General features: G+C 61.5%; 30 protein-coding genes and 1 rRNA gene. 14 read left to right on the top strand and 17 right to left on the bottom strand.

Going from position 1 to position 25,459, the window contains the following annotated elements:
• Positions 1 to 59: 59 nt before the first annotated feature.
• The 3 genes from rrf (at position 60) to AB5Y81_RS15320 (ending at position 4,087) form a co-directional block, all read left to right on the top strand.
• Positions 60 to 174 (top strand): 5S ribosomal RNA (gene rrf, locus AB5Y81_RS15310).
• A gap of 295 nt (positions 175 to 469) precedes the next feature.
• The gene (tmaR, locus tag AB5Y81_RS15315; RefSeq protein WP_279485202.1) at positions 470 to 787 is read left to right on the top strand and encodes a PTS system regulator TmaR; all 318 of its coding nucleotides are present in this window, start codon (positions 470 to 472) and stop codon (positions 785 to 787) included.
• A gap of 216 nt (positions 788 to 1,003) precedes the next feature.
• Positions 1,004 to 4,087 carry a transglycosylase domain-containing protein gene (locus AB5Y81_RS15320; RefSeq protein WP_279485203.1) on the top strand — a complete coding sequence of 1,028 codons (3,084 nt, stop codon included), beginning with the start codon at positions 1,004 to 1,006 and terminating at the stop codon, positions 4,085 to 4,087.
• Positions 4,088 to 4,172: 85 nt separating this feature from the next.
• Here AB5Y81_RS15320 and yjgA read toward each other — a convergent pair whose 3' ends face one another.
• Positions 4,173 to 4,697 (bottom strand): ribosome biogenesis factor YjgA, encoded by a 525-nt coding sequence (gene yjgA / locus AB5Y81_RS15325; protein ID WP_010635921.1) that lies wholly within the window; start codon positions 4,695 to 4,697, stop codon positions 4,173 to 4,175.
• A 113-nt stretch (positions 4,698 to 4,810) separates the two neighbouring features.
• Here yjgA and pmbA point away from each other — a divergent pair, with 113 nt between their 5' ends.
• Complete coding sequence (gene pmbA / locus AB5Y81_RS15330) at positions 4,811 to 6,154, top strand: metalloprotease PmbA (protein WP_017779766.1); 1,344 nt, start codon at positions 4,811 to 4,813, stop codon at positions 6,152 to 6,154.
• Between the two features lie 87 nt (positions 6,155 to 6,241).
• On the opposite strand, the gene murA is transcribed toward pmbA, so the two are convergent.
• From murA to mlaF, 7 genes are read right to left on the bottom strand one after another with little or no spacing between them, the layout of a single operon-like run.
• The gene (gene murA, locus AB5Y81_RS15335) at positions 6,242 to 7,498 is read right to left on the bottom strand and encodes a UDP-N-acetylglucosamine 1-carboxyvinyltransferase (protein WP_025202558.1); all 1,257 of its coding nucleotides are present in this window, start codon (positions 7,496 to 7,498) and stop codon (positions 6,242 to 6,244) included.
• Between the two features lie 17 nt (positions 7,499 to 7,515).
• Positions 7,516 to 7,773 (bottom strand): BolA family iron metabolism protein IbaG, encoded by a 258-nt coding sequence (ibaG, locus tag AB5Y81_RS15340; protein ID WP_139742554.1) that lies wholly within the window; start codon positions 7,771 to 7,773, stop codon positions 7,516 to 7,518.
• The gene (locus AB5Y81_RS15345) at positions 7,773 to 8,045 is read right to left on the bottom strand and encodes a lipid asymmetry maintenance protein MlaB (RefSeq protein WP_005305991.1); all 273 of its coding nucleotides are present in this window, start codon (positions 8,043 to 8,045) and stop codon (positions 7,773 to 7,775) included. Before AB5Y81_RS15345 ends, ibaG begins: the two co-directional genes overlap by 1 nt.
• Positions 8,042 to 8,674, bottom strand: coding sequence for a phospholipid-binding protein MlaC (mlaC, locus tag AB5Y81_RS15350; protein ID WP_017409367.1), 633 nt, complete (start codon positions 8,672 to 8,674; stop codon positions 8,042 to 8,044). Before mlaC ends, AB5Y81_RS15345 begins: the two co-directional genes overlap by 4 nt.
• A 9-nt stretch (positions 8,675 to 8,683) precedes the next feature.
• A complete protein-coding gene (mlaD, locus tag AB5Y81_RS15355) occupies positions 8,684 to 9,175 on the bottom strand; it encodes an outer membrane lipid asymmetry maintenance protein MlaD (RefSeq protein ID WP_005305985.1) in 492 nt (163 codons plus the stop codon).
• Between the two features lie 7 nt (positions 9,176 to 9,182).
• Positions 9,183 to 9,962 (bottom strand): lipid asymmetry maintenance ABC transporter permease subunit MlaE, encoded by a 780-nt coding sequence (mlaE, locus tag AB5Y81_RS15360; RefSeq protein ID WP_005305981.1) that lies wholly within the window; start codon positions 9,960 to 9,962, stop codon positions 9,183 to 9,185.
• Positions 9,962 to 10,762 (bottom strand): phospholipid ABC transporter ATP-binding protein MlaF, encoded by an 801-nt coding sequence (gene mlaF / locus AB5Y81_RS15365; protein ID WP_005305979.1) that lies wholly within the window; start codon positions 10,760 to 10,762, stop codon positions 9,962 to 9,964. The genes mlaE and mlaF overlap by 1 nt, the downstream gene beginning before the upstream one ends.
• Before the next feature lie 207 nt (positions 10,763 to 10,969).
• Between mlaF and AB5Y81_RS15370 the strand changes: the two genes are divergently transcribed.
• The 10 genes from AB5Y81_RS15370 (at position 10,970) to npr (ending at position 17,784) form a co-directional block, all read left to right on the top strand.
• Positions 10,970 to 11,965, top strand: a complete 996-nt coding sequence (locus AB5Y81_RS15370) for a KpsF/GutQ family sugar-phosphate isomerase (protein ID WP_279485204.1) — start codon at positions 10,970 to 10,972, stop codon at positions 11,963 to 11,965.
• The gene (gene kdsC, locus AB5Y81_RS15375) at positions 11,965 to 12,519 is read left to right on the top strand and encodes a 3-deoxy-manno-octulosonate-8-phosphatase KdsC (protein WP_017766397.1); all 555 of its coding nucleotides are present in this window, start codon (positions 11,965 to 11,967) and stop codon (positions 12,517 to 12,519) included. Before AB5Y81_RS15370 ends, kdsC begins: the two co-directional genes overlap by 1 nt.
• Positions 12,516 to 13,076 (top strand): LPS export ABC transporter periplasmic protein LptC, encoded by a 561-nt coding sequence (gene lptC / locus AB5Y81_RS15380; RefSeq protein WP_005305970.1) that lies wholly within the window; start codon positions 12,516 to 12,518, stop codon positions 13,074 to 13,076. The genes kdsC and lptC overlap by 4 nt, the downstream gene beginning before the upstream one ends.
• A complete protein-coding gene (lptA, locus tag AB5Y81_RS15385) occupies positions 13,063 to 13,590 on the top strand; it encodes a lipopolysaccharide transport periplasmic protein LptA (RefSeq protein ID WP_010635928.1) in 528 nt (175 codons plus the stop codon). Before lptC ends, lptA begins: the two co-directional genes overlap by 14 nt.
• Before the next feature lie 3 nt (positions 13,591 to 13,593).
• On the top strand, positions 13,594 to 14,319 hold the full coding sequence (gene lptB / locus AB5Y81_RS15390; RefSeq protein WP_005305964.1) for an LPS export ABC transporter ATP-binding protein: 726 nt from the start codon (positions 13,594 to 13,596) through the stop codon (positions 14,317 to 14,319).
• Between the two features lie 65 nt (positions 14,320 to 14,384).
• Positions 14,385 to 15,824 carry an RNA polymerase factor sigma-54 gene (locus AB5Y81_RS15395; RefSeq protein ID WP_126880648.1) on the top strand — a complete coding sequence of 480 codons (1,440 nt, stop codon included), beginning with the start codon at positions 14,385 to 14,387 and terminating at the stop codon, positions 15,822 to 15,824.
• A gap of 21 nt (positions 15,825 to 15,845) precedes the next feature.
• Positions 15,846 to 16,133 (top strand): ribosome hibernation promoting factor, encoded by a 288-nt coding sequence (hpf, locus tag AB5Y81_RS15400; RefSeq protein ID WP_005305957.1) that lies wholly within the window; start codon positions 15,846 to 15,848, stop codon positions 16,131 to 16,133.
• 2 nt (positions 16,134 to 16,135) lie between these two features.
• Positions 16,136 to 16,582 carry a PTS IIA-like nitrogen regulatory protein PtsN gene (gene ptsN / locus AB5Y81_RS15405; RefSeq protein WP_005305951.1) on the top strand — a complete coding sequence of 149 codons (447 nt, stop codon included), beginning with the start codon at positions 16,136 to 16,138 and terminating at the stop codon, positions 16,580 to 16,582.
• A 42-nt stretch (positions 16,583 to 16,624) separates the two neighbouring features.
• The gene (gene rapZ, locus AB5Y81_RS15410; protein ID WP_005305946.1) at positions 16,625 to 17,491 is read left to right on the top strand and encodes an RNase adapter RapZ; all 867 of its coding nucleotides are present in this window, start codon (positions 16,625 to 16,627) and stop codon (positions 17,489 to 17,491) included.
• Between the two features lie 20 nt (positions 17,492 to 17,511).
• Entirely contained in the window at positions 17,512 to 17,784 is a 273-nt protein-coding gene (npr, locus tag AB5Y81_RS15415) for a PTS phosphocarrier protein NPr (RefSeq protein ID WP_005305943.1), read from the top strand.
• A 15-nt stretch (positions 17,785 to 17,799) separates the two neighbouring features.
• On the opposite strand, the gene AB5Y81_RS15420 is transcribed toward npr, so the two are convergent.
• From AB5Y81_RS15420 to AB5Y81_RS15460, 9 genes are all read right to left on the bottom strand, one after another.
• Entirely contained in the window at positions 17,800 to 19,704 is a 1,905-nt protein-coding gene (locus AB5Y81_RS15420) for a transcription antiterminator (protein ID WP_279485205.1), read from the bottom strand.
• A gap of 104 nt (positions 19,705 to 19,808) precedes the next feature.
• A complete protein-coding gene (locus AB5Y81_RS15425; protein WP_279485206.1) occupies positions 19,809 to 20,549 on the bottom strand; it encodes a KDGP aldolase family protein in 741 nt (246 codons plus the stop codon).
• A complete protein-coding gene (locus AB5Y81_RS15430) occupies positions 20,549 to 21,664 on the bottom strand; it encodes a DgaE family pyridoxal phosphate-dependent ammonia lyase (protein ID WP_244364929.1) in 1,116 nt (371 codons plus the stop codon). The genes AB5Y81_RS15425 and AB5Y81_RS15430 overlap by 1 nt, the downstream gene beginning before the upstream one ends.
• Complete coding sequence (locus AB5Y81_RS15435; protein WP_279485207.1) at positions 21,648 to 22,787, bottom strand: amidohydrolase/deacetylase family metallohydrolase; 1,140 nt, start codon at positions 22,785 to 22,787, stop codon at positions 21,648 to 21,650. Before AB5Y81_RS15435 ends, AB5Y81_RS15430 begins: the two co-directional genes overlap by 17 nt.
• A 42-nt stretch (positions 22,788 to 22,829) precedes the next feature.
• Positions 22,830 to 23,480 carry a DUF4310 family protein gene (locus tag AB5Y81_RS15440; protein WP_017766404.1) on the bottom strand — a complete coding sequence of 217 codons (651 nt, stop codon included), beginning with the start codon at positions 23,478 to 23,480 and terminating at the stop codon, positions 22,830 to 22,832.
• 11 nt (positions 23,481 to 23,491) lie between these two features.
• Positions 23,492 to 24,268 carry a DUF4311 domain-containing protein gene (locus AB5Y81_RS15445; RefSeq protein ID WP_005305923.1) on the bottom strand — a complete coding sequence of 259 codons (777 nt, stop codon included), beginning with the start codon at positions 24,266 to 24,268 and terminating at the stop codon, positions 23,492 to 23,494.
• Positions 24,269 to 24,308: 40 nt separating this feature from the next.
• Positions 24,309 to 24,605: a DUF4312 family protein gene (locus AB5Y81_RS15450; RefSeq protein WP_017784946.1), complete on the bottom strand. Its 297-nt coding sequence runs from the start codon at positions 24,603 to 24,605 to the stop codon at positions 24,309 to 24,311.
• Positions 24,605 to 24,970: an SFCGS family glycine-rich protein gene (locus AB5Y81_RS15455; protein WP_005305917.1), complete on the bottom strand. Its 366-nt coding sequence runs from the start codon at positions 24,968 to 24,970 to the stop codon at positions 24,605 to 24,607. The genes AB5Y81_RS15450 and AB5Y81_RS15455 overlap by 1 nt, the downstream gene beginning before the upstream one ends.
• Positions 24,971 to 25,333, bottom strand: a complete 363-nt coding sequence (locus AB5Y81_RS15460; RefSeq protein WP_279485208.1) for a transcriptional regulator — start codon at positions 25,331 to 25,333, stop codon at positions 24,971 to 24,973.
• Between the last annotated feature and the right edge of the window lie 126 nt (positions 25,334 to 25,459).

Below are 25,459 nucleotides of genomic sequence, written 5' to 3' on the forward strand. Positions count from 1 at the left end.
CTTGTAGCAGATACCGAGAACGAATAACAAAATCAGCTTTTTCAGATTGAAGATTTTTGCCTGGCGGCAATAGCGCAGTGGAACCACCTGACCCCATGCCGAACTCAGAAGTGAAACGCTGTAGCGCCGATGGTAGTGTGGCATTCGCCATGCGAGAGTAGGACACTGCCAGGCACCCAATTGAAAAAGCCTGCTCATTTGAGCGGGCTTTTTTATTGCCTGAAATTCAGCTTGATTCGTATCTGGCCGCTGTTCTTCGACGCATGATCAGTGCCTGCCTCACTCCCTATTCTCCACTCGACTCTTCTCTGCCGAAACCCGGCGCCAGAGCTGCAATTAGGGTTGTATCTGCTTCATAACTCGGTAGAGTAAAGGGCATCTTGGGTTGGCCCGTACTCTCTCATGCTCGTTTCTCTGGTACGGATGCAACTTGGCCTGCTTTTATCAACCTTACGTCAGTGGTATCGATATGGAACAAGTAAACAAGTCCACCTTCAGCGATGTACTGGAATATGTGCGTATGTCCCGTCGTCAGAACAAGCTCAAGCGTGAAATCGCAGACAATGAGAAGAAGATCCGTGACAACCAGAAGCGGGTGCTGCTGCTCGACAACCTGAGTGATTACATCAAGCCTGGCATGAGCATCGATGAGGTTCAGGCCATCATCGCCAACATGCGCGCCGACTATGAAGAGCGCGTTGATGATCACATCATCAAAAACGCCGAGCTCTCCAAGGAGCGTAAAGACCTGGGCTCCAAGCTCAAGGCGATGAGCTCCAGCAAGTAAGCTCGCTCATTATTCTCCCAAAACACCGGCCCATGGCCGGTGTTTTGCTTTCTGTCATCAGCTCGGATCTCTCGCCGCTCTGCAACAATCGGCTCCCCTTTTCATGATCGCCCTGTTACCATCACTACAAAGCGGTCAATAGATTTCAAGCCATTGACTTGAAACGACTAAGCTTGAGTGAAACACAATAAATTGCGCAACCATGGTGGGGCTGATATGGGCGCATCAGAACAGACGGATTTGAACAAAGTGGCATATCAGGATTCATCTGTCCCAAGCGCGGACGGGAAGTACAAGCGCAAGCGTCGTCCCTGGTGGCGCTGGTTGTTCTGCTTTCTCTTTTTGCTGTGCCTGGCCGCCGTGATTGCTCTGGTGGGCTATGAGATGCAGACATCGCGCCTGCAGTCGCAGGAGATCTCCCGCTATGCCGCCAAGCTGACCTATCAGGTCGAGCCCGGTCTCAGCAAGCAGATTGCCTTCCCCGAGGATGGTCCCTTCGACAAGCGGCTGGGTTATGTGCTGTTGCCCATGATGCAGGAGCGTCTGCTGCAGCGCGGCTATCAGGTCAGCGAGCAGGTGCATTTCTCCGATGCCTTGTATGACTACGCCAGCCGCGGCTTCTTCGTCCCCTATACCGAGAAGGTCCAGGCCGGTCTGACCCTGCATGATTGCCGGGCGGAACCCTTCTATCAGTTCAAGTATCCGACCCACTATTATCCGGACTTTGCCTCCATCCCGCCGCTGGTGATCCAGTCGCTGCTGTTCATCGAGAACCGCGATCTGCTCAGCAACGAACATCCGCTGGCCAACCCGGCCGTGGACTGGCCCCGTTTTGCCAAGGCGGCCATGTCCCAGGTGGGCAAGGCGCTCGATATGCAGGATCAGTCGGCTGGCGGCAGTACCCTGGCGACCCAGGTCGAGAAGTACCGCCACTCGCCGGATGGACTGACGCTCTCCCCCACCGAGAAGATCCGCCAGATGGCGTCCGCCAGCGTGCGGGCTTACCGGCTTGGGCCGGAGACCCTGGAGGCGCGCAAGCTGGTTGCCTGGGCCTACCTCAACTCGGTGCCACTCTCGGCGGCCCCCGGTTATGGCGAGGTGCACGGTCTGGGTGATGGCCTCTGGGTCTGGTTCGGTGCCAATGTTGACGAGGTGAACCGGCTGCTGGATCCCGCTCGCAACCAGGATGCCTCGCTGGCGGAGCAGGGGCTGGCACTGCGTCAGGTGGTTTCATTGATGATTGCTCATCGCCGCCCCTCCTATTACTTGGCTCAGGGACGTGAGGCACTGGCCACACTGACCGACAGCTATCTGCGCCTGTTCGTGCAGGAAGGGATGATCACGCCGCCGCTGATGGAGGCTGCGTTGAAGGCCAAGATCACCTTCCGTGACTTCCTGCAGTCCCCCGCGGTGACCAAGGTCAACAACAACAAGGGGTTGCAGGTTGCCCGTACCCGTCTCAGCCGTCAGCTCGGGGTGCAGCTCTACGATCTGGACCGGCTCGATCTGACGGCCGATACCAGCCTCAACATGCCGCTGCAAAACGAGGTTTCCCATTACCTGCAACAGTTGGCTGATCCGACGTTTGCCGCTCAGGTCGGCCTGTTTGGTGAGCGCTTGCTCTCGCCGGAGAAGACGGGGGATGTGAAGTACAGCTTCACCCTGTTCGAAAAATCGCCGCAGGGCTTCAAGGTGCGGGTGCAGACCGACAACACGGATCAGCCGTTTGACATCAACGAGGGCAGCAAGCTGGAGCTGGGCTCTACCGCCAAGTTGCGGGTGCTGACCACCTATCTGGAGCTCGTCTCCGAGCTGCACGACAGTTATGCCGGTATGTCGGCCGAGAGCCTGCGCAAGATAGAGGTGTCGGATCAGGACAACATCAGCCGCTGGGCCGTCTCTTACCTGATGACTGCCAAGGACAAGAGCCTGCCCCTGATGCTGGAGGCTGCGCTGGATCGCAAGTATTCCGCCAGCCCGAACGAAGGGTTCTTCACCGGTGGCGGCATGCACACCTTCAACAACTTCCGGCGCGAAGACAACGGCCGCATTCCGGCCATTCGCGATGCCCTGCGTGAGTCCATCAACCTGCCGTTCGTGCGCTTGATGCGCGATATCGTTCGCTACAGCCTCTATCGGGAGGGCAACCGCGCCCAGTTGCTCAAGGATGACAAGGATCCGCGCCGCACCGAATATCTGGCCAAGTTTGCAGACAAGGAGGGACAGACCTATCTGCTGCGCTTCTGGCGCAAATACCGTGGCAAGACTCCAGAGGAGCAGCTCGACACCTTCCTGGATGGCCTCAAACCCAGCGCCGTGCGCCTTGCCGCCGTGCACCGCTACCTGATGCCGGATGCCTCGCAGGAGACCTTCGCGGCCTTCCTGGCCAAGCGTCTGCCGCGGGAGAAGCTGAGCGAGCGGCGCATCGAACAGCTCTACACCAGCTATGGCCCCGGCAAGTATTCGCTGCCGGATCAGGGCTATATCGCCCGGGTACACCCGCTGGAGCTGTGGCTGCTCTCCTATCTCAAGGAGTTTGACAAGGCGACCTTCGCCGATGCCGTCGAGGCGAGCCGGGACGAGCGCCAAGAGGTCTACAGCTGGCTGTTCAAGACCCGGCACCGCAGCGCCCGGGACAGCCGGATCCGCACCATGCTGGAGGTCGAGGCCTTCCTCGATATCCATCAGCGCTGGGCCAGACTGGGCTATCCGTTCGATCACCTGGTGCCGTCGCTGGCAACCGCGCTGGGCAGTTCGGGCGATCGCCCTGCTGCGTTGGCCGAGCTGATGGGGATCATCCAGAATGGCGGCATCCGCGCGCCGACCCTGCGCATCGAGCACCTCTCGTTTGCCAAGGGTACGCCGTTCGAGACAGAGTTCACGCCAGCGCAGACCGAGGGAACCCGGGTATTGCCGGTCGAAGTGGCCACCGCCCTGCGCAACGCGTTGTCGAAGGTGGTGGAAGGGGGAACCGCCAGGCGCATCGCCGGTGCCTTCGCCCTGCCGGACGGCACAGTGCTGCAGATGGGGGGCAAGACGGGGACCGGTGACAACCGGATCGAGACGGTGGGCCGCTACGGCAACGTGACCAGCTCGCTGGCCCGCAACCGGACCGCCACCTTCGTCTTCTACATCGGGGATGATCACTTCGGCACCCTGACGGCCTATGTGCCCGGCAGCCAGTCCGACAAGTTCCGCTTCACCTCGGCCCTGCCGGTACAGGTGCTCAAGGGGATGGCGCCGCTGCTGATGCCCTATCTGCAACCGGAAACCCACACCCAGTGCGTAGCGGGTAACTGACCCTTCACGCCATGAAAAACGGGGCCGTATAGGCCCCGTTTCATTTTGTGTTGACCGCCGCCTGTCGGCGAACGTGAGTCATCACTTACAGCAGATCTTCGATCTCGCCGCGCAGATACTGGTACATCTCGCGATAGGCCACCGGCGGCTTGTTCAGCTCCCGCTCCTTGTTGGCGGTGCGGATCAGCTGGCGCAGCTTCTGGCGGTCCAGCTCGTGGAACTGGGACATCAGCTCGTTGAGGGCGCTGTCGCCTTCGTTGATCAGCCGCTCGCGCCACTGTTCCAGCCGGTGCAGGCGGGCGTTGACGGTGGAGTGGCGATTCTTGATGATGGAGAGCGCCTCGACGATGGGCTCCACATCGCGGCTGCGCATCAACCGGCCGATGAACTGCAGGTGGCGGCGGAAAGACTCATCCTTCTTTGGCTTGAGCTTGCGGCCCAGCTCGACCGCTTCGGCCAGCTCTTCATCCAGCGGGATCTTCTCCAGTTCGCTGTGGCTGAGGGAGACGATCTCTTCCCCCATCTTCTGCAGCGCCTCGGCATCACGCTTGAGCTGGCTCTTGCTGGGGCCCCAGTCTTCCCACTCGTTGTCGTCTTGATATTGACTCATCGGTCTCTTGATTCCTGTCATTCACGTTTGGCGGATATGTTACCAGCTTCTCCCGCTGGGCGCAGGGGTCTGATATGCTTAGCCCCTTTCCTTCCTTCATACAGATGTGAGTTATGGATCAGCAAGACCAAATCCGCCAGGATCAAGCCCATCTCGAGGCCGTGGTTGCCGAGGCCCTGGATATCGCCAAGGGACTGGGCGCCTCGCTGGCCGAAGTCTCCATCAGCAAACAGACCGGGCTGTCGGTCAACACCCGCGGTTGTGAACTGGAAAGCATCGAATTCAACAAGGATGGCGCGCTCGGCATCGCCGTCTATCGCGATGGCTGCAAGGGCTCCTCGTCCACCACGGATCTGAGCCCGTCAGCCATTCGCGCCGCCGTGGAAGCGGCCATGGAGATTGCGCGCCATACCTCCCCTGACGAGTGTGCCGGTCTGGCGGATGCAGATCTGCTGGCCTGGAACGCCCCGGATCTGCAGCTGTGCCACCCGGTCGCGCTGGATCCCCAATATGGCATCGAGCTGGCCACCGAGTGTGAACGGTTGGCGCTGGGGCGCGATGCCCGCATCAAGCACTCCGACGGTGCCGGTTTCTCCAGCCACCTTGGCATCAAGGTCTATGGCAACAGTCACGGCTTCGTCAAAGGCTATGCCGCCTCGCGTAACTCCCTGAGCTGCGTGCTGATCGGCGAGCAGGATGGCGACATGCAGCGCGATTACGGCTACTCCTCCAGCCGTACCCTGGAGGGCCTCTGGAGCCCGCAGCGCATTGCCGATGAGGCGGTGGAGCGCACCGTCTCCCGCCTCGGTGCCCGCAAGATCGCCACCCGCCATGCACCCGTGCTGTTCCATCCCGATACGGCGGCTGGTCTCTGGGGTCATCTGGTGATGGCCATCAGCGGCGGCAACCTCTACCGCAAGTCGAGCTTCCTGCTGGACAAGCTGGGCAAGCAGATCCTGCCCGAATGGCTCACCATCCAGGAATTCCCCCACCTGCTGGGGGGGCTCGCCAGCACCCCGTTTGATGGGGAAGGGGTGCTTACCCGCGACATGGACATAGTGCGCAATGGCGAGCTGATGAGCTGGCTGCTCACCTCCTACTCCGCCCGCAAACTGGGGCTGACCAGCACAGGCCACGCCGGTGGCATCCACAACTGGCAGGTCTCCAGCACAGGTCAGGATTTCAATGGCATGCTCAAGGAGATGGGCACCGGCCTGCTGGTGACCGAGTTGATGGGGCAGGGGGTAAACATCGTCAATGGTGACTACTCCCGCGGCGCCGCCGGTTTCTGGGTCGAGAATGGCGAGATAGCCTATCCGGTCGAGGAGATCACCATCGCCGGCAACCTGGCAGAGATGTTCAGCCACATAGTGGCGGTGGGCAGCGACGAAGATGAGCGCTCCAGCCTCAAGACAGGCTCTGTGCTGGTCGAGAACATGAAGCTGGCGGGACACTGACCCCGCGATCCCACCGATCAGCACTCATGAAAAAGGCCCCTCGCTGTGCGAGGGGCCTTTTTGTATCGGCGTGCGCAGGGGCGGCAATCAGCCCTTGATGCGCTCGATGCGGCCGCCGAGGCCTTGCAGCTTCTGCTCGATGTCTTCGTAGCCACGGTCGATGTGGTAAATGCGGTCGACTATGGTGGAACCTTCTGCGACGAAGCCGGCCAGCACCAGACTAGCGGAGGCGCGCAGGTCGGTTGCCATCACCTGGGCACCCTTGAGCTGCTCGGTGTCGCGGCAGATGGCCACGTTGCCCTGCAGTTCGATGTCGGCGCCCATCCGTACCAGTTCAGGCACGTGCATGAAACGGTTCTCGAAGATGGTCTCTGTGACCATGCCGGTGCCCTTGGCTACCGCGTTCAGCACGGTGAACTGGGCCTGCATGTCGGTCGGGAAGGCCGGGTAGGGGGCGGTCTTGATGGTGACCGGCTTGAGGGTGCGACCAGTCATGTCGAGGGTGATCCAGTCTTCACCCTTCTCAATCAGGGCGCCGGCCTCTTCCAGCTTGACCAGAACCGCTTCCAGCAGGGTCGGGTCGGTCTTGCGGCAGGTGATCTTGCCGCCGGTGACCGCGGCGCCCACCAGGAAGGTACCGGTTTCGATACGATCCGGTTGCACGCTGTAACTGCCGCCGTGCAGACGCTCGACACCGTCGATGATCAGGGTGTCGGTGCCCGCGCCCTGGATCTTGGCGCCCAGCGCGTTGAGGAAGTGGGCCAGATCGACCACTTCCGGCTCGCGCGCGGCGTTTTCGATCACGGTGCGGCCATCAGCCAGGGTGGCGGCCATCATCAGGTTTTCGGTACCGGTGACGGAGACCATGTCCATCAGGATGTGGGCACCCTTCAGGCGACCGTCGACGCGGGCCTTGATGTAACCCTCCTCGATGACGATCTTGGCACCCATCAGCTCCAGACCGTGCACGTGCAGGTTGACCGGACGGGCACCGATGGCGCAGCCGCCGGGCAGGGAGACGTCAGCCGCGCCAAAACGGGCGGCCAGCGGGCCCAGCGCCAGGATGGAGGCGCGCATGGTCTTCACCAGCTCGTAGGGGGCGACGTGGTTGTTCACGGCGCCGGTCAGCACGGTCACGTTGCCGTTCACCTTGGTGGTGGCGCCCAGCATCTCCAGCAGCTTGATGGTGGTCCCCACGTCTTTCAGACGCGGCACGTTGGAGAGGTGGATCTCCTCGTCACACAGCAGGGTGGCGAACAGGATCGGCAGAGCGGCGTTCTTGGCGCCAGAGATGGTCACTTCGCCGTTGAGAGTACAACGACCATCGATCTTGAATTTGTCCATTTACGTTTGATACCAAATCAGGAGGGCAGTAGAAATTTACGTTCGCGTTTCCACTCGGCATCGGTAAAGGCCTTGATGGAGAGTGCGTGAATGGCGTTGCTGGCGATCTTGTCCATCAGCGGGGCATAGATGGCCTGCTGCTTCTTGACCCGGCTCATGCCGTCAAACATGTCACCGATGGCGATCACTTGGTAGTGACTGCCATCCCCTTTGACATGGACTTCGGACAATGGCAGAGCCTCGAGGAGTATCGCTTCAATTTCAGAGACTTGCATTATGCGTCCTCAGTTGTGAGCGGGGTTGATTGAAACAATCCGGCCACTCCGTAGAGGTTGGCCAGGGTATAGAAATCAGCGGAGGCACCCACCAGTTGCGGTGTGGCGCCTCGTGCCAGAGCGGCTTTGGCCCATTTGACCAGCAGGGCCAGCCCGGCGGAATCCAGCGTGGTCACGTCGCCGAGCTCGAGCAGATCTTCCTGCCACCAGTCAGCCCGCCGTTGCCACAGCTCAATCACCTGAGCCGCCTGCAGCTCGCCGCTCAGTCTCATGACTTGAGCACCAGCGGCTTGGCATTGTGGGCGCGCAGCTGGGCGATCACCGCATCGATGCCGTTCTGGCGAATGAGGCCACCCAGCTCGTTCTGTTTGGCAGAGAGCAGGCTGATCCCCTCGGCGACCATGTCGAAGGCTTTCCATTCGCCGGTCTTGTTGTTCTTGCGCAGCTTGAACTCGAGGAAGATATCCGGCTTGCCGGCCTCTTTCACGCTGACGTTGACGGCGGTGATGTTGCTGTCACCAGCGGCCTTGCCCGGCTCGACCTTGACGGTCTGCTTGTCGAAATGAGCCAGGGCGTCGGCGTAGGAGCTCACCATGTACTCGGTGAACACCTCGACGAAGGCGTCACGCTGGGCCGGGGTGGTCTGCTTGATCTGGTTGCCGAGCACCTTGTAGGCGGCGAAGCGGTTGTCCACGTAGGGCAGCAGCTCTTCGCGGATGATCACCCGCAGGTGATCCGGATTGCTCTTCACCTGGGCCTGATCGGCCTTCAGGCGGGCGAAGGTCTGCTTGGCCGCCTGATCCACCAGAGCATAGGGGTCGGTGGCATCGGTGGCTTGTGCGGTCAGGGAAAACAGCATGCTGGTCATCAGGCCCAGCAACAGGGCGATCTTCTTGAACATGGTTACTCCTTACTTGCTGTCTGACTTGGTGTCGGAAGACTGGCTGTAGAGGAACTTGCCAATCAGGTCTTCCAGCACAATGGCGGATTTGGTGTCTTCAATCATGTCGCCATCCTTGAGCATGCTGGTGCCCATCTCCTCATCGGTAAAACCGGGTACCAGGCCGATGTACTGCTCACCCAGCAGGCCTGAGGTCAGGATGGAGAGGGTGCTGGTCTCAGAGAACTCGCCGGCGCTCTTCTGCATCTGCAGGGAGACGACCGGAACCTGGCTCTTGGCGTCCAGGCTGATGTCGCTGACCCGACCGACGACCACGCCGCCCACCTTGACCGGTGAGCGTACTTTCAGGCCGCCGATATTATCGAAATGGGCGCGCAGGGTATAGGTTTCTCCTTCCGGTTTGAAACTCAAACCTGCCACTTGCAGTGCCAATGCCAGAATGGCACCGATGCCGGCCAGCATGAAGGTGCCAACCAGGAATTCTACTTTGCTGAACTTCATCTTTACCTTATCCAAACATGACTGCGGTGAGTATAAAATCCAGGCCGAGCACGGCCAGGGAGGAGTGGACCACGGTACGGGTCGTGGCCTGACTGATCCCGGCCGAGGTCGGCTTGGCATCATAACCGTTAAAGAGCGCAATCCAGGTGACCACCAGGGCGAAGATCAGGCTCTTGATGGCGCCCTGCATGATGTCATCCTGCCAGTCGACGGAGGCCTGCATGGCGGACCAGAAGCCCCCCTCATCGACCCCCAGCCAGTCCACCCCGACCAGCTTGCCGCCGAAGATGCCGATTAGGCTGAACATGAAGGCCAGCAGCGGCATGCTGATGACCCCGGCCCAGAAGCGCGGCGCCACCACCCGACGCAGCGGATCCACCGCCATCATCTCGAGGCTCGAGAGCTGCTCGGTGGCCTTCATCAGGCCGATTTCGGCGGTGAGGGCGGAGCCCGCACGACCGGCAAACAGCAGGGCGGTCACCACCGGGCCCAGTTCCCGCAGCAGGGAGAGGGAGACCAGCGGGCCCAGGCTCTGCTCGGCGCCAAAGTCCTTCAGGACGTTGTAGCCTTGCAGCGAGAGCACCATGCCAATGAACAGGCCCGACACCAGAATGATGGCGACCGACTGCACCCCGACCACATAGAGCTGCTGTACCAGCAGCGGAAAGTGCTTGCGCGGCGCGGGTTTGCCCGCCAACGCGTGAAACAACATGATGGTGGCGCGGCCGATGGCGCTGATGAACCGCACCCCGCTTCGCCCGAGTTTGCTTACCTGGCTTGTCAACATCAGAGATCCTGTAGCAGCTCGCCTGCCGGAAAATGAAACGGAACAGGACCGTCGGGCAGTCCCTTCAGGAACTGCTCGACCTCGGGATTGTGCTCCTCGCGCAGCTGGGCCGGCGTGCCGTGCGCCACCACCTTGCGGTTGGCGATGATATAGGCGTAGTCGGCGATGCTCAGCACCTCCTTCACGTCGTGGGTGACGATGACGGAGGTGATGCCGAGGGCATCGTTCATATCCTTGATGAGCTTCACCAGCACCGCCATGGTGATGGGATCCTGGCCGACGAACGGCTCGTCATACATGATGAGGTCCGGATCCAGCGCGATGGAGCGGGCCAGCGCCGCGCGTCTGGCCATGCCGCCGGAGAGCTCGGACGGCATCAGCTTTGCTGCGCCGCGCAGGCCCACCGCCTGCAGCTTCATCATGACGATGGTGTGGATCAGCTCCTCCGGCAGGCCGGAGTGCTCGCGCAGCGGGAAGGCCACGTTGTCGTAAACCGTCATGCCGGTAAACAGGGCGCCGCTCTGGAACAGCATGCTCATCCGCTTGCGCACCTCGTACAGGCGCGAGCGGGAGAGGGTGGGGATATCTTCCCCGTCAAACAGGATATGACCGGACTCGGGCTTGAGCTGGCCGCCGATCAACCGCAGCAAGGTAGTCTTGCCGATGCCGCTGGGGCCCATGACCGCAGTGACCTTGCCACGGGGAATGGTCAGGTTTATCCCGTCGTATAACAGCCGATCTCCGTGACTGAAGGTCAGGTCGGAGATGGTGATCAGGTCATCGTTCAAACAATTGTCCATCCGGTGTAAATGAAGAGCGAATTTTATGGGCTAGTCTAGGTCTAAGCAACAGCAAGGAACAACTATTGAACAGTCTGCCCATCCAGACGCGCGACAGTTTTTTGTAACCAATTGTCTCTCTTTTACGCCCAATAAGTATCCGATTCGCTTATCTCGACAGACTTTTTTATAATCCCGCAGCAAATTTCAGCCCGGAGCTGTGCCTTTATGTCTGTAAAGTCTGAAAAAGTGTCTGAACTGTTCGATTTTCGTCGCAGCGCCCGTACCGTGCTGGACATCGAGAAACAAGCGATTGATGGACTCTACCAGTACCTGAACGATGCCTTCGATCAGGCGTGCGAGATGATACTGCGCTGTAGTGGCAAGATAGTGGTCACCGGCATGGGCAAGTCAGGTCATGTCGGAAGCAAGATAGCGGCGACCCTGGCCAGCACCGGCACGCCCGCCTTCTTCCTCCATCCGGGTGAAGCCAGCCACGGCGATCTGGGGATGATCTCCGGCGGCGATCTCATCATCGCCATCTCCAACTCCGGTGAGAGCGACGAGATCCTGGCCCTGCTGCCGGTACTCAAGCGCCGCGGCATTCCGCTCATCTGCATGACCGGCAACCCGGCCTCCACCATGGCAAAAGAAGCCAACGTGCACCTGTGCATCAAGGTGGAGAAGGAAGCCTGCCCGCTGGGGCTGGCGCCGACCTCCAGTACCACCGCGACCCTGGTGATGGGCGATGCGCTGGCGGTGGCCCTGCTGGAAGCCCGCGGTTTTACCGCCGACGATTTTGCTCTCTCTCACCCGGGCGGGTCGCTCGGCAAGCGCTTGCTGCTGCGAGTCGGCGATCTGATGCATAGCGGCGAGCTGTTGCCCCAGGTGGGGATAGATGCCACCATCAGCCAGGCACTGCTGGAAGTGAGTCGCAAGGGACTCGGCATGACGGCGGTGGTTGATGGCAACGGCGTGCTGGCCGGCCTGTTCACCGATGGCGACCTGCGCCGCATTCTGGATCTGCAGGTGGATATCCATCACACCCCGATCAGCCGCGTCATGACGGTGAACTGTGTTACCGTGGGACCAGAGATGATGGCGGCCGAGGCCGTCAAGCTGATGGAAACCAGAAAGATCAACGGATTACTGGTCGTGGATTGCGACAAGCGCCCGCTGGGGGCCTTCAACATGCACGACCTACTGAAAGCCGGAGTAATTTGATGCAAAACGTACCGACCCTCTATGGTCCGGTGACGCGCAGCCAGTTTGATCAGGCGGCGCAGATCCGCCTGCTGGTGTGCGATGTGGACGGGGTGCTCTCCAACGGCCTCATCTACATGGGAAATGACGGCGAAGAGCTGAAAACCTTCTGCACTCGCGACGGCGCCGGCATGCGGGCGCTGCTCAATGCCGGCATCGAGATTGCCATCATCACCGGACGCAACTCCCGCATCGTCAGCGATCGGATGAAGAGCCTGGGGGTGCAGCACCTGGTGCAGGGGGCGGATCAGAAGCTGCCCCACTTCGAGGCGCTGCTGGCCAAGCTGGGGCTGGATGCATCGCAAGCAGCCTATATGGGAGATGACACCATCGATCTGCCGGTGATGCAGGCCTGCGGCCTCGGCATTGCCGTGGCCGACGCCCATCCGCTGGTGCTGGCGCGCGCCGACATGGTGACCCGGCTGGCCGGTGGTGTGGGGGCGGTGCGCGAGGTGTGCGATCTCATCCTGCAGGCCCAGGGGCTGGGTGATTATCAGCCTGAGGCCTCGGTATGAGCAGACAGACCCTGTTGTTCGCCCTGCTGTTCCTGGTGGCGCTGGCGGCCTGGCAACTCGGCGATATCGAGCTGGCGCCGGAGCCGACCACCAAGGTGGAAAATTATCAGCCGGACTTCACCGCCAAGAATCTGGTGACGACCCGCTTCAATGCCGAGGGGCTGCGTACCGAGCGACTGGAGTCCCGCTATGCGGAGTATTACCAGATCCTGGAACAGGCGACCTTCGACAAGCCGGTGGTCTACATGTTCGACAAGCAGGGCGAAGCCGAGTGGAAGGTCAACGCCGAGACCGGGGTGCTCAACACCGATGACAACGTGATCCTGCGGGACAAGGTGCATCTGGACGGTCTGCTGCCCACCACCTTCATCTCCACGCTGGATACCCCCTATCTGGAGCTGGATCTGGTGACCCAGAACGTGAGAAGCAATCAGCAGGTCAGCATAGTGGGTAAGGACTTCCAGACCGAGGGCGTTGGCCTGAAGGGTCATCTGGAACGCAAATATTTCGAATTACTGGATCAGGGCCATGCCATCTATTTCAATGAAAAACGCTAATCTGGCCCTCGCGGCCCTGCTGCTGTGCGGCACCGTGAGCGCAAAAGAGTCCGACTTTGCTGAGAAGGTCTATGTGGACGCGGTCAAGCAGGTGGCCGAGCTGCAGGACAACCGCATCACCTTCGAGCAGGATGTGACCATCACCCAGGGTTCCATCAAGATCAAGGCCGACAAGGTGGTGGTGATCCGCTCCGGCGAGAAGGGGGCCGAGGTGATGACGGCCTATGGCAAGCCAGCCACCTTCTTCCAGATCCTGGACAACGGCAAGCCGGTCAATGCCCACGGCAACAGCATCCGCTATGAGCTCAAGAACCGGCTGGTGACCATCACCGGCGATGGCCAGCTCAAGCAGGAAGACAGCCAGGTCAATGGCGATCTCATTCGCTACGACATCGTCAAACAGAAGATGGTTGCCGAGAGCAAGACCCCGAACCAGCGGGTCAAGACGGTGTTCCTGCCGGATCAGGTCGAGAGTTTCGACAAGCCGGCCGATCAGAAGAAGCAGGGAAAATAAACCATGGCAGTGTTGAAAGCAGCCGGCCTGCAAAAGAGCTACAAGCGCCGCATGGTGGTCAGCGACGTGAGTCTGGAAGTGGGCACCGGTCAGATCGTCGGCCTGCTCGGCCCGAACGGCGCCGGCAAGACCACCTCCTTCTACATGATCGTGGGACTGGTACAGAGCGATGCCGGTCTCATCACCATCGATGATCAGGACATCAGCCTGCAACCCATGCATATCCGTGCTCGCAACGGCATCGGCTATCTGCCGCAGGAGGCTTCCATCTTCCGGCGCCTGTCGGTGTTCGACAACCTGATGGGGGTCATGCAGACCCGCAAGGGATTGAGCCGCGAGGAGCGGGAGGACAAGGTTCAGCAACTGCTGGAAGAGTTCAACATCACCCATATCCGCGACAGCCTGGGCCAGAGCCTGTCGGGCGGTGAGCGACGCCGGGTCGAGATCGCCCGTGCGCTGGCGGCGGAGCCGCGTTTTATCCTGCTGGATGAACCTTTTGCCGGGGTAGACCCCATTTCTGTGATAGACATCAAGAAGATCATCCAGCACCTCAAAGATAGAGGCCTGGGCGTCTTGATCACCGACCACAACGTCAGAGAGACTCTGGACGTATGTGAGAAGGCCTATATCGTCAGCCACGGCAAGATGATTGCCGAAGGGGCACCGGCGGAAATACTCGCCGATGAGCAGGTCAAGCGCGTCTATTTGGGCGATCAATTCAGTCTATAGTAAGGGGGCATCTCTTCATTTCCTGTGACGACTGCCTCGCTGACCATAAGGATATCCCGACGTAGATGAAGCCGACATTACAGTTGCGTCTCGGTCAGTCCCTGACCATGACGCCGCAATTACAACAAGCGATTCGTCTGCTCCAGCTCTCCACTCTGGAACTCCAGCAGGAAATTCAGCAAGCGCTCGACAACAACCCCTTGCTGGAGCAAGAGGAAAACGACGTTCAGGAGACCAGCCCGGTCGACCAGGTGGACGTCAGCCAGCTCGATTCCAGCGATGCCATGGCCCAGGACCAGATGCCGGACGAACTGCCGGTGGATACCACCTGGGAAGAGGTCTACTCGGCCGGCACCGCCCAGAGCGCAGGCCCCATCCATGACGGGGAAGACAGCGTCTATCAGGGGGAAACCACCGAGAACCTGCAGGACTACCTGTTGTGGCAGATGCGCTTGACCCCGTTCAGCGACGTGGATGCCGCCATCGCCCTCGCCATCATAGATGCCATCGACGAATCCGGTTACCTGACGGTGTCGCTTGAGGATATTCAGGCGGCGGTGAGCAGCGAGGATGTCGAGGTGGAACTCGATGAAGTGGAGGCCGTGCTCAAGCGGGTGCAGCATTTCGATCCGGTCGGCATCGCCGCCCGCTCGGTGCAGGAGTGCCTGCTGATCCAGCTGGGCCAGTACTCCCCTGACTTGCCCTGGCTCAACGAAGCCAGGGAGGTGATCCTCGAGCACATGGATCTGCTCGGCAACCGCGATTACCGCACCCTGGCCCGCAAGACCAAGCTGAGAGAGAACGACCTCAAGGAGGTGCTGGATCTCATTCAGCAGCTGGAGCCGCGGCCCGGTAACGGCGTCATCCAGAGCGAATCCCAGTACGTGATCCCGGATGTTTCCGTGGTCAAGAAGGGCAACAAGTGGGTGGTCGAGCTCAACCCTGACTCGGCCCCGCGCATCCGGGTCAACGAGACCTATGCCGCCATGGCCAGACAGGCCCGCACCAGTCAGGATACCCAGTTCATCCGCTCCCACCTGCAGGAAGCCAAGTGGTTCATCAAGAGTCTGGAGAGTCGCAACGACACCCTGCTCAAGGTGGCCAGCTGCATCGTCGAGCAGCAGCAGGGCTTCTTCGAATACGGTGAAGAGGCCATGAAACCCATGGTGCTCAACGACATCGCCGAAGCGGTGGAGATGCACGAGTCGACCATCTCGCGGGTGACTACCCAGAAGTACATGCACACGCCGCGCGGCATCTTCGAACTGAAGTTTTTTTTCTCCAGCCATGTGAACACCGAGGGAGGAGGAGAGTGCTCATCGACCGCAATTCGCGCGCTCATCAAGAAGCTGGTCACGGCGGAGAATCCCGCCAAGCCGCTAAGTGATAGCAAGATCGCGGATTTGCTGGCCGAACAGGGTATTATGGTGGCGAGACGCACGATCGCAAAGTACCGTGAATCCTTGTTGATCCCGCCATCCAATCAGCGCAAACGCCTGGTTTAGGCAAAACAAAAGGAAGACGTTATGCAAATCAACCTGACCGGACACCATGTCGAGATCACCGAAGCTCTGCGTGATTATGTGAACAACAAATTTGCCAAACTCGAGCGTCACTTTGACCACATCAACAATGTTCATGTGGTGTTGAGCGTAGAAAAACTGAACCAGATCGCCGAAGCCAAGCTGCATGTCAGCGGGGGTGAGGTGTTCGCCAACTCGCAGCATGCTGACATGTATGCGGCGATTGATACCCTGCTGGACAAGCTGGATCGGCAGATCATCAAGCACAAAGATAAGTTAAACCAAAAATAACCATGCAACTTGAACACATACTGAGTCGGGACTGCACCAAAAGTGCGGTCCCTTGTACCAGCAAGAAACGCGCCCTGGAGATCATCAGCGAGTTAGCCGCTGAGCGCCTGGGGACCTCTCGTCAGGTGCTCTTCGAGTGCCTGCTGGCGCGAGAAAAAATGGGCAGTACCGGGATCGGTGCCGGTATCGCCATTCCCCACGGCCGGATCGGCGACGAGTTTCCGCCGACCGCGATCCTGATGACCTTCGCAGAGCCTATCCCCTTCGATTCCATCGACAATCAACCGGTTGACCTGCTGTTTGCCCTGCTGGTGCCGGAAAGCGAGTGCAAGCAGCACCTCAAGACCCTTTCCCTGATGGCATCCAAACTGGGCGACAAGGCGGTATGCCGCCAGTTGCGCCAGGCAACCAGCGATGAAGAACTCTATCAGATCATGACATCGGCCTGAGATGCAGGCCCTTGCAATGACGCCAAGCGGTGAGGGAACAAGATGCAATTAATAGTGGTGAGTGGGCGCTCCGGCTCGGGCAAGACAGTTGCCCTGCGTGTGCTGGAGGATCTCGGTTATTACTGCGTGGATAACCTGCCGGTCAACCTGCTGCCCCAGTTGATCGTGTCGGTCGAGAGCCAGTATGACAAGCTGGCGGTCAGCATCGACGTGCGCAACCTGCCGGCGAGTTCCGACAAGCTGGAAACCCTGCTGGCCCAGGTTCGCAACGAGGGTCGAGTGGAGTTCACTAGCTTCTTTTTCGATGCGGAAAACTCCACCCTGCTCAAGCGCTACGGCGAGAGCCGCCGGCTGCACCCCCTGTCGCGCAACAAGCTGTCGCTCGACGAGGCGATCCGTGAAGAGACCCACCTGCTGGCGCCGCTCTCCTCGACGGCCGACCTGCGCATCGACACTACCAACCTCAGCATCCACGACCTGAGCGAGCTCATCAAGACCCGGGTGCTCGGCAAGAAGGAGAACGAGCTGGTGCTGGTGTTCGAGTCGTTCGGCTTCAAGTACGGTATCCCCAAGGATGCCGACTTCGTGTTCGACGCCCGCTTCCTGCCCAATCCGCACTGGATCCCGGAGCTCAAGCCGTTCACCGGCAAAGATGAACCTGTGGCCCGCTACCTCTCCAGCCAGCCTGACGTGATGCAGTTCATCCTGCAGATCGAGAACATGCTGGCGACCTGGCTGCCTCACCTGGAGCGCAACAATCGCAGCTATGTGACGGTCGGCATCGGCTGTACCGGTGGTCAGCACAGATCGGTATTCATTGCCGAGCAGCTGGCCGGCGCCTTCCGCCTGCTGGGCAAGAACGTCCAGATCCGCCACCGCACCCTCGACAAGAGTGCGCCGCAATTTTGATGGACCAATAGGAAGATCAGATGACCGTCTCAGCCTCGGTGGAAGTGAAAAACAAACTGGGCATGCATGCCAGACCGGCCATGATGCTGTTCGAGCTGGTGCAGGGGTTCGATGCCCACGTGTTGCTGCGCAACGAAGAGGGGGTCGAGGCCGACGCGGACAGCGTGATCGGCCTGCTGATGCTGGACTCCGCCCAGGGCAAGCAGGTGGAAGTTCAGGTGGAGGGGCCCGAGGAAGTGGAGGCCCTGGCCGCCGTGGTGGCGCTGTTCACCTCGGGCTTCAACGAGGAGTAATCGGCTCCTTCATGCTCAAGGTGCGCTGCGTGCCAGCGCCTTGAAGGCGGAAAAGCCCCGACAAGCCAGCAGGTTCCTGCTGGCTTTTTCGTTCATCAACGCCAGGAACAGGTCGTAGAGCCCCATCGCCTCCTCATAGTCGGCCTTGGCGATGGCCAGCACGAAGATGAGGGTAGCGCTCTCGCCGTTGCCCCAGTCGATCCCCTGGGGGGCCAGCACGGTATAGACCAGGGTGCGACGCGCCAGCAGGCCGAGGGAGTGGGGTAGGGCGATGCCGTCTCCCAGCAGGGTGGAGACGATCCGCTCCCGCTCCTGCAAGGATTCCCGAAAGCCGCTCTCCACCAGATCCTCCGCCTCCAGCTGGCTGCAGATGCGATCAAACAGTGCCCCCTGGCTGAGCGGTTCGCTGACCACCATGAAGTGGTCGGCATCGAAGTACTTGTCGAGCAGGTAGGGGCGGGTGCGATCGACCAGCACCAGCTTGCCGAGCTGCTCCAGCTGGTACTGGGTGGGGAAGGGGGCGACCTGCACCACGGGCACGTTCTTGTCGCTCACCTTGACGGTGCTGATGACGAAATCCTGCTCGACTCGCGCCAGCCCTTCGTAATCCCGCACCGACTCCAGCGTGGTCAACTGCAGCTGGGGATATTCCCGCTTGATGCGAGCCTCCAGCACCCGGAAGGTGGCGTTGCCCGCATCGCACAACAGCAGCGCCTGGGGACGGCGGGTGTAACCGATGTCGTAGTGACGCTCCAGTCCAACCCCGATATGGATCACCAGATAGCCTATCTCGTGGTGGGTCAGCCGGTAAGGGGTCTGCTTGATCCACTCCGAGATGGCCGCCAGTGTGATGTCGTAGGCGAGGGGGTAATACTGCTTGATGTGGTCCGCCAGCGGATTGTGGCTGCCGACCAGGTATTTGACCCGCAGCAGCATGGCACTGATATGGGTCTGCAGGTCGGCCCGCAGTTGCAGGTCGCCGCGCAGGTCATAGGGGTAGTGCTGGTGGATGTAGGTCAGCAGATGCTCCACCAGCTGCTCGCTCTCGGCCGCCATGGCCGGGCTGAGCTGGGGGGAATCGGCGGTGAGGCGGGCCTGGATCTGGATGGCGAGGCAGGCTATCTCCTCTTCCCCCGGCGGGGTCAGGGTCGGCAGCTCGCCATAGATGTCGCGGGCGACCGCCAGCAGCGGCGCCGTGAGATCCTCGCTGGTGAATTGGCGCAGCTCGTGGCCCGCGGCCTGGCGCAGCAGGGCGACGGCGCAGTAGATGGCGAGCTGCTGCAGGCTCTCGTCGGCCAGGCGCAGCTGGTGGCGGCCGAGCTGCTCGTGGATGTGATTGCCCACTACCTCCAGCGTCTTGCTGGGACAGAGGTTGGGCAGCAGGCTCTGCAGCGGGTTGCTGTGCAGCAGTTCCTGATAGAGCAGCTGGGTGAGACAGGCGCGGATGGCCGTCTCTCCCCCCTGGATCCGCATCCCCTGCCTGGGCTTGCTGTCGATGGCGAGGTCGAAGTGAGCGAGCCGCTCCCGCACCTCCGCCATGTCCCCCTGCAGCGCCGCCCGGCTCAGATACCAGGTATCCGCCAGCTCGTCGAGCTTGATGCCCTGCTCCGCCGTCAACAACAGGATCTGCAGGTGCAGCACCCGCTCGCGGCTGGTGCGAGGCAAGCCGCTCTCCTGCTCCTGGGCCGCCAGCAGCGCCGCGAACAGCTCCTGATTGTAGATCTTGAGCTGATAGCCGCTGCCGCGCTGGTGGATCAGGTGGGCGCCCCGGGTGGCGATGATCTCGTTGAGGGTCGCCACGTCGGTGCGTACTGTGCGGGTGGAGACATTGAGGCGGCGGGCCAGCTCCTCCTGCGGCAGCGGCTCGGCGTGGAGCAGGGTGAGCAGTTGCTGGAGTCTGGGATGGGGCAGCTTGGTCATGAGGGGGGATCGGACTCCTGTCGCAGAATAAAAAACCGATGTTAACAAGCGAGTCAATGACAAGCCAGGCACCGGCCAGTGATCGGACCGGTGCCTGAGGGCGATCAGGCCAGCAGCCGCTTCACCGTGGCCAGCAGGGTACGCACATCCTCGGGACGGGTCTGACCGCTCGTACTGTCGATGATGGAGCTGTAGACGTGGGGGATCACCTTCTCGACCCCGGCATCCAGCGCGATTCGCACAATTTCTTCAAAGTTGTCGAGATCGATGCCGCCGGTGGGCTCCAGCCAGAAGCCGTGCCGCGCACAGGCCTCGGCCACTGCCTGATACTCGGCGCGGCAGGCCAGCCCGCCCATGGGGAAGAACTTGACCGAGCTGCCGCCCATGTCCTTGAGCAGGGCGATGGCGGTGTCGATGGGTACGATGCCGTCGGGCTGCTGGCTACTCAGGGGGCCGGTGGAGATCTTAACCATCCCCGGTGTGCCGGTGGGGGAGACAAGGCCATTGACGAGGGTGTCAGACTGGCCAAGCAGCGCCCGGCTGGCGCCGACCCCGGTGAATACCTGGTTGACGTGCTGGGGCTGCAGATGGCGAGCCAGCTCGGCCACCATGGCGGACTGGCGCGGATCGCCGGCCCCCAGCCCGATGGAGAGGGCGTTGTCGATTAGCTTGGCGTAGGCCTGCATGTCAGCGACGGCGGAGGGTACATCCGGGTAGTTCTTGGAGAGCACACCGACCAGCACGTGGCCCTCGGCGGCCTCATAAATGTCGACGGCATTCTGTCGGGAGCCGGCCAGCACGTTGAGGCAGACCCGATCGCGGTAGTAATTGGGAGTAAGAGACATCAGTTGTTCTCCTGAACGAGGTGGGCAATGGCGGCATGGATCTGGTCGAGCTGGGGCAGGGTGACGCTGCGCACGTCGATCTCGATGTGTCCCTCGTTGGCCTTGTAGCCACGGCAGTAGATGGCAGGTGTGCCCTGCTGCAGACGGGCGATGACCTGCACTGTGGTCATGCCGATCTGCTGGTGGTCGAAGGCGATATCGGTGCGGGCGATGTCGCGCCCCGCGCTGTCCCACACCACCTTGGCGCTGACGCCGGGCAGTTGGTTGAGGCGCTCGATGAAGGGGGTCATCTTGGCGACCATGGCAGCGCCGCTCTCCTTCTCTTTGGCCAGGTAGCGCTCGATGGCGTGGGTGAGGCCGAGGATCCCCTCCTTGCCCACCTTCATGGCGCGGCCGATGCCGTTGGCCTGCTGCTTGACCCACTCCACGTACTGACGCTTGCCGAGTACCAGGCCGCTGGTGGGCCCTTCGATGGCCTTGGCGCCGCTGTAGATGACCAGATCGGCCCCCTGGTTGTAGTAGAGACGCAGATCCTCCTCGGCCGCCGCATCGACGATGAGCGGGAGCCCGTGGGCCTTGGCCACCTCGGCTGCCTCGGCCACCGACAGGATGCTCTTCTGCACGCAGTGGTGGGACTTGATGTAGAGGATGGCGGCGGTATTGGGATTGATGGCGGCGGCCAGCTGGGCGGCAGAGCACTCGTTGGCGTAGCCGGCCTCCACCACCTTGCCGCCACCCAGGTTGACCATGGTGCCGACCGGGGCGCCGAAGTTGACGTTGTGTCCCTTGGGCAGCACGATTTCGCTCGGCACATGGTGGGCATGGGCGTGCAACTGCTCGAGGCGGTAAGGGTCGCCACGTACGATCACCGCTGCCACCGACTGGGCGATGCCGGCGCTGGCGCAGGAGACCACCACCGCATCTTCCACATCCAGCAAGCCGGCCAGGTAGGCGCCGGTCTTGTTGACCAGATCCTTCACCTCGAAGTAGTGGCCGAGGCCGAAGTTGACCGCATCGACCACCTCCTGCTCGGGGGTGGAGACGCCGAGAATGGTCATGCGCCCGGAGGCGTTGATCACCGGTTTGAGCTGATATTTCTCATACACAGAAGGCATGATGTGATTTCCCATAGTGAGTCAGAACCAGTTCGCCACCGACCAGGGCGGCGAGGGGCAGCAACTGCTGGTCGCCATTGCGGGCGCCGGCTTCGGTATCGGTAAAGAGGGTAGGGCCGTTCATCACCTCGAACAGGGTCAGATCGGCATCTGCGCCCACCTCGAGTCGCCCCTTGCCGGACAGGCGCAGGGCATCGGCGGCATGGTGGGTGACGCAGGCCAGCACCTGCTCCAGGGTCATGCCGATGGCGAGAAACTTCGACATCACGTGGGCCAGGCTGTAGACAGGCCCCTTGATGCGGTTCTTGCAGTAGATATCGGAGCTGATGGTGCGGGGCAGGATCCCCTGAGCAATGGTCAATTCCGCCACCTCGAAGCTGAAGCTGGCGCCGCCGTGGCCGATGTCGAGCAAGAGGCCCCGCTGCATCGCCTCACGCACCGCCTGGCGCAGCTCGCCGGCCGGGGTCAGGATGCGGTTGGGCTTGCCGTTGAAGCAGTGGGTCAGCAGATCGCCATCCCCCAGCAGGGCGACGATCTCGTCCAGATCCGGCGGCGTGTTGCCCACGTGTACCATCAGCGGCAGCCGGCCGTGGGCCTGTTGCAGAGCCTTGGCCATGCGCAGCGGCTGCAGGCCGTTCTCACCCACCACGCTGCCGCTCATCCGCGCCTTGATGCCGACGATGAAGCCGGAGTGGCGGGCAATGGCCGCCGAGGCGAGATCCATGTCGAGGTCCCGGCTGTCGGCCAGTTCATTCTGGCGCAACAGGCCGATGCGGGAGATGTTGAGCAGGGCGTGTACTCGGGTCTTGCAGCCGGCGGCGAGACGCTGGAAGTCGTCTACGTCGTCGGCCCCGGTGCTGCCGGCGTCGATGACGGTGGTGACGCCGGACTCCACTCCCACCTTGTCCGGCTCATCGTGATAGAGGGGGGAGGCGGGGTAGCAGTGGGTGTGGCCGTCGATCCAGCCGGCGCTCACATGCACCCGGCCGCCGAGATCCAGGGTCTGCTGCGCCATGGCCGTCTCCGGCAGGGTGCCAAGGGCGGCGATTTTGCCCTGCTGGATGGCGATATCGACGAGCTGGCCATCTCCCTGGCGCCCCGCTCTGATGATGATGTCGTACATGTTGATGGCCTCTAGCGTGCCGCCCCGCAGGGCGGCGGATGGTTATGCAAGCGCAACCGGGAAGAAGGTACCCAGCAGCATGGCCCCCAGGATGGCACCGCCGGTGATGGGCTTGCCCCACACGTAGAACAGCAGCGCACCCAGCAGGGAGCCGATACCGATCGGAATCGAGGCGCCCATGGCGGAGAGGATGATGAGGGGGCCGAGGAAACGGCCCGAGCTGTTGCCAGCCCCCATCATGACGTCTGCGCCGTAGGTGGAGTTGCTCTGGTTGATGGTGAACTTGCGCGCCAGGATGATCACATAGCCGATGGCCAGACCAATCACCATGCCGGTCACCAGCGAGGCGGGGAAGTTCTCCACCGGATAGATGATGCCGGCCCCCAGCAGCAGGGCGGGCACGCCGAGGCCCACCCCGGTCTGGATGGCACCGCCGATGTCCAGGATCCCCACCAGGGAGCCCTCGATGATGCGGGCGAACAGGAAGCTGGCGCCGAAAGCCGCCACCGCACCGTAGGCTCCCGTGTCCATGCCGGCCTTGAGCATGGCGACGAAGGCCACCTCGTTGAAGGCGCCGACCCCGTACAGGTAGAACATGTGGGTACCGGCAAAGACCCCGGCCGAGAGCAGACCGACAAAGATGGGGAAAGACCAGTCGGCGTACCAGAAGTTGTTTTTCAGTTTCTCATCCATGGCGTGACCCCTTATTTGCCGCTCAGCAGGTTATGGACGTTTTCCAGCCACAGGGGAATGCCCAGATGGAAGGACTCGATGAGTTTCATGTCGAAGCCGCGGAAGAAGCCGCTCAGCACGAACAGCAGGACGATGGCGGCCATCATCACCTTGGTGACATGGTTCCAGCCGCTCTCTTCCACCCCCTTGCCGATCAGGATGCCGAGCACCAGGCCCGGTACCGCGTTGCCCATGATGAGCTGGGCCAGACCGCCGAAGATAGTGGCCCAGAAGCCGGACTTCTTGCCCGCCTCGATGGCGGCCAGCCAGAAGATCACCGGCATGACGGTGTTGACCAGCAGGTTGGCGGCCGGTACCAGCACCTTGACCGCGGTGACCTGCAGGGCGGCCGGCACGGCGGCGGCGGTGCTGTTGAGGAAGGCGACCACGATGGCACCTATGATGCCGCAGGCGATGGCCATCTTCTTCGGGTCATGCAGGGTGGTGGCGAGATCCCGATTCTTGATCATCAGGGCTGCCGCGCCCCAGTTCGGCAGGATGCGGTGATCCACGTCCTGGGTGAAGGCGCCGGCTGCGACCGTGGAGGCCCAGGCGTTGAAGAAGAAGCCCAGACCAAACGAGAAGTGGGAGGCGGGATCCCCTTCGCAGGAGTTGAGCTCGCCCAGAGTTCGGAAGGCGCCCATCCCCTGCACGGTCGGGGCGTGGAACATCCGTGCCGCGCCGGCCCCCACCCCGACGCCAACCAGGCCGCCAATGATGAGTGACTTGATAAATATGATTAGAAACATCCCATGTATCCTTCTTGTGGCGGTGTTGCCGCGGGCGGCGTCACACCCGGGTAAAGGTCACCTTGTCGGTGTCCAGGCTGGTGACCCTGACCGTGATGGCGAGCCGAACCCGGTATTCGTGGCGTTGGCGCGGCAGGAAGAAGAACAGGAACTTCTCCACCCGGACCGACTCCTCGGCCTCGATCACCTCGACCTCGACCGGTTCGATGCGCAGCAGCACCCGCGGGTTGTCCTTGAGCAGCGTGGATTGCACCTGGCTGAGGGCGGCGGCGAACGCCTGCTGACGAGTCGCGCCCTTGCCGTTGACGGTGACCTGGGTGGTGAAGTCCTCTTTCATCATGCGCGTCCGTGTTTCTTGGCAAACGCCTCGACCAGCTTCTGGCCCAGTTCTTCCTTGTCCATGAAGCCGAAGCCGAGCACCACGCACCCCTCGTTGATGGCGGTCACGCCCTCCTCGATGGATCGCATGCCGTAACGGCACTTGTAGCCGTACTTGGTCTGGGCCGTGATGGCGCCGGCACCGCCGCTGCCGCAGAAGGAGATGCCGAGATCCGCCTGCTCCTTGTTCATCACGTCGCCGAGCTTCATGTCGGCGGCCATGCCGGGGATGACGGTCACGCTGGCACCGGCGGCTTCCGCGCCTGCACCGACTTTCTGGCCCTTGCCGAGGCGATCACCGATCACGAGTTTGATGGCTGTCATTTAGCATTCTCCTTTGACTGAACTGAGTTCGTTTTCTTTGGCTACTTCGAAATGGACGGACAAGAGATGCGCCTCTTCATAGGCGAGCCGCTCCAGCCAGCTGACGACTTGCTCGGCCAGACGCAGGGAGAGCGGGGAGATCTCCTCGAACAGGATGAGGTCGACCTCTGGCAGCGGTTCGCCACTGTGGGAGCGCCACACCATGGCTTTGACGTGAGAGGCCAGCATCTGCTGCTGTACCTCGTTGGGGCGAATGCCCTGTTCGGCCAGCAGGATATGGATGCGCGCCAGGATCTGGTCGGTTTGGCGCAGCAGGGCCGGGCTGTCCGGGGTCAGGGGCTGGTCATGGGTCTCTGTGTGCAATGTCTGCTCTCCAAGGCTGGCAGAAGGGATAGCGTTACCCTAAGCCGGTCATGTTCGGGAGAGGAGGCACCGTTTTTCCGATTCGAAGCGGAAATTCGCGCGTCAGCTGGCCAATTGAAGCCGCTT

This window comes from Aeromonas sp. s2 (assembly GCF_040907935.1).
Classification (GTDB): domain Bacteria; phylum Pseudomonadota; class Gammaproteobacteria; order Enterobacterales; family Aeromonadaceae; genus Aeromonas; species Aeromonas dhakensis.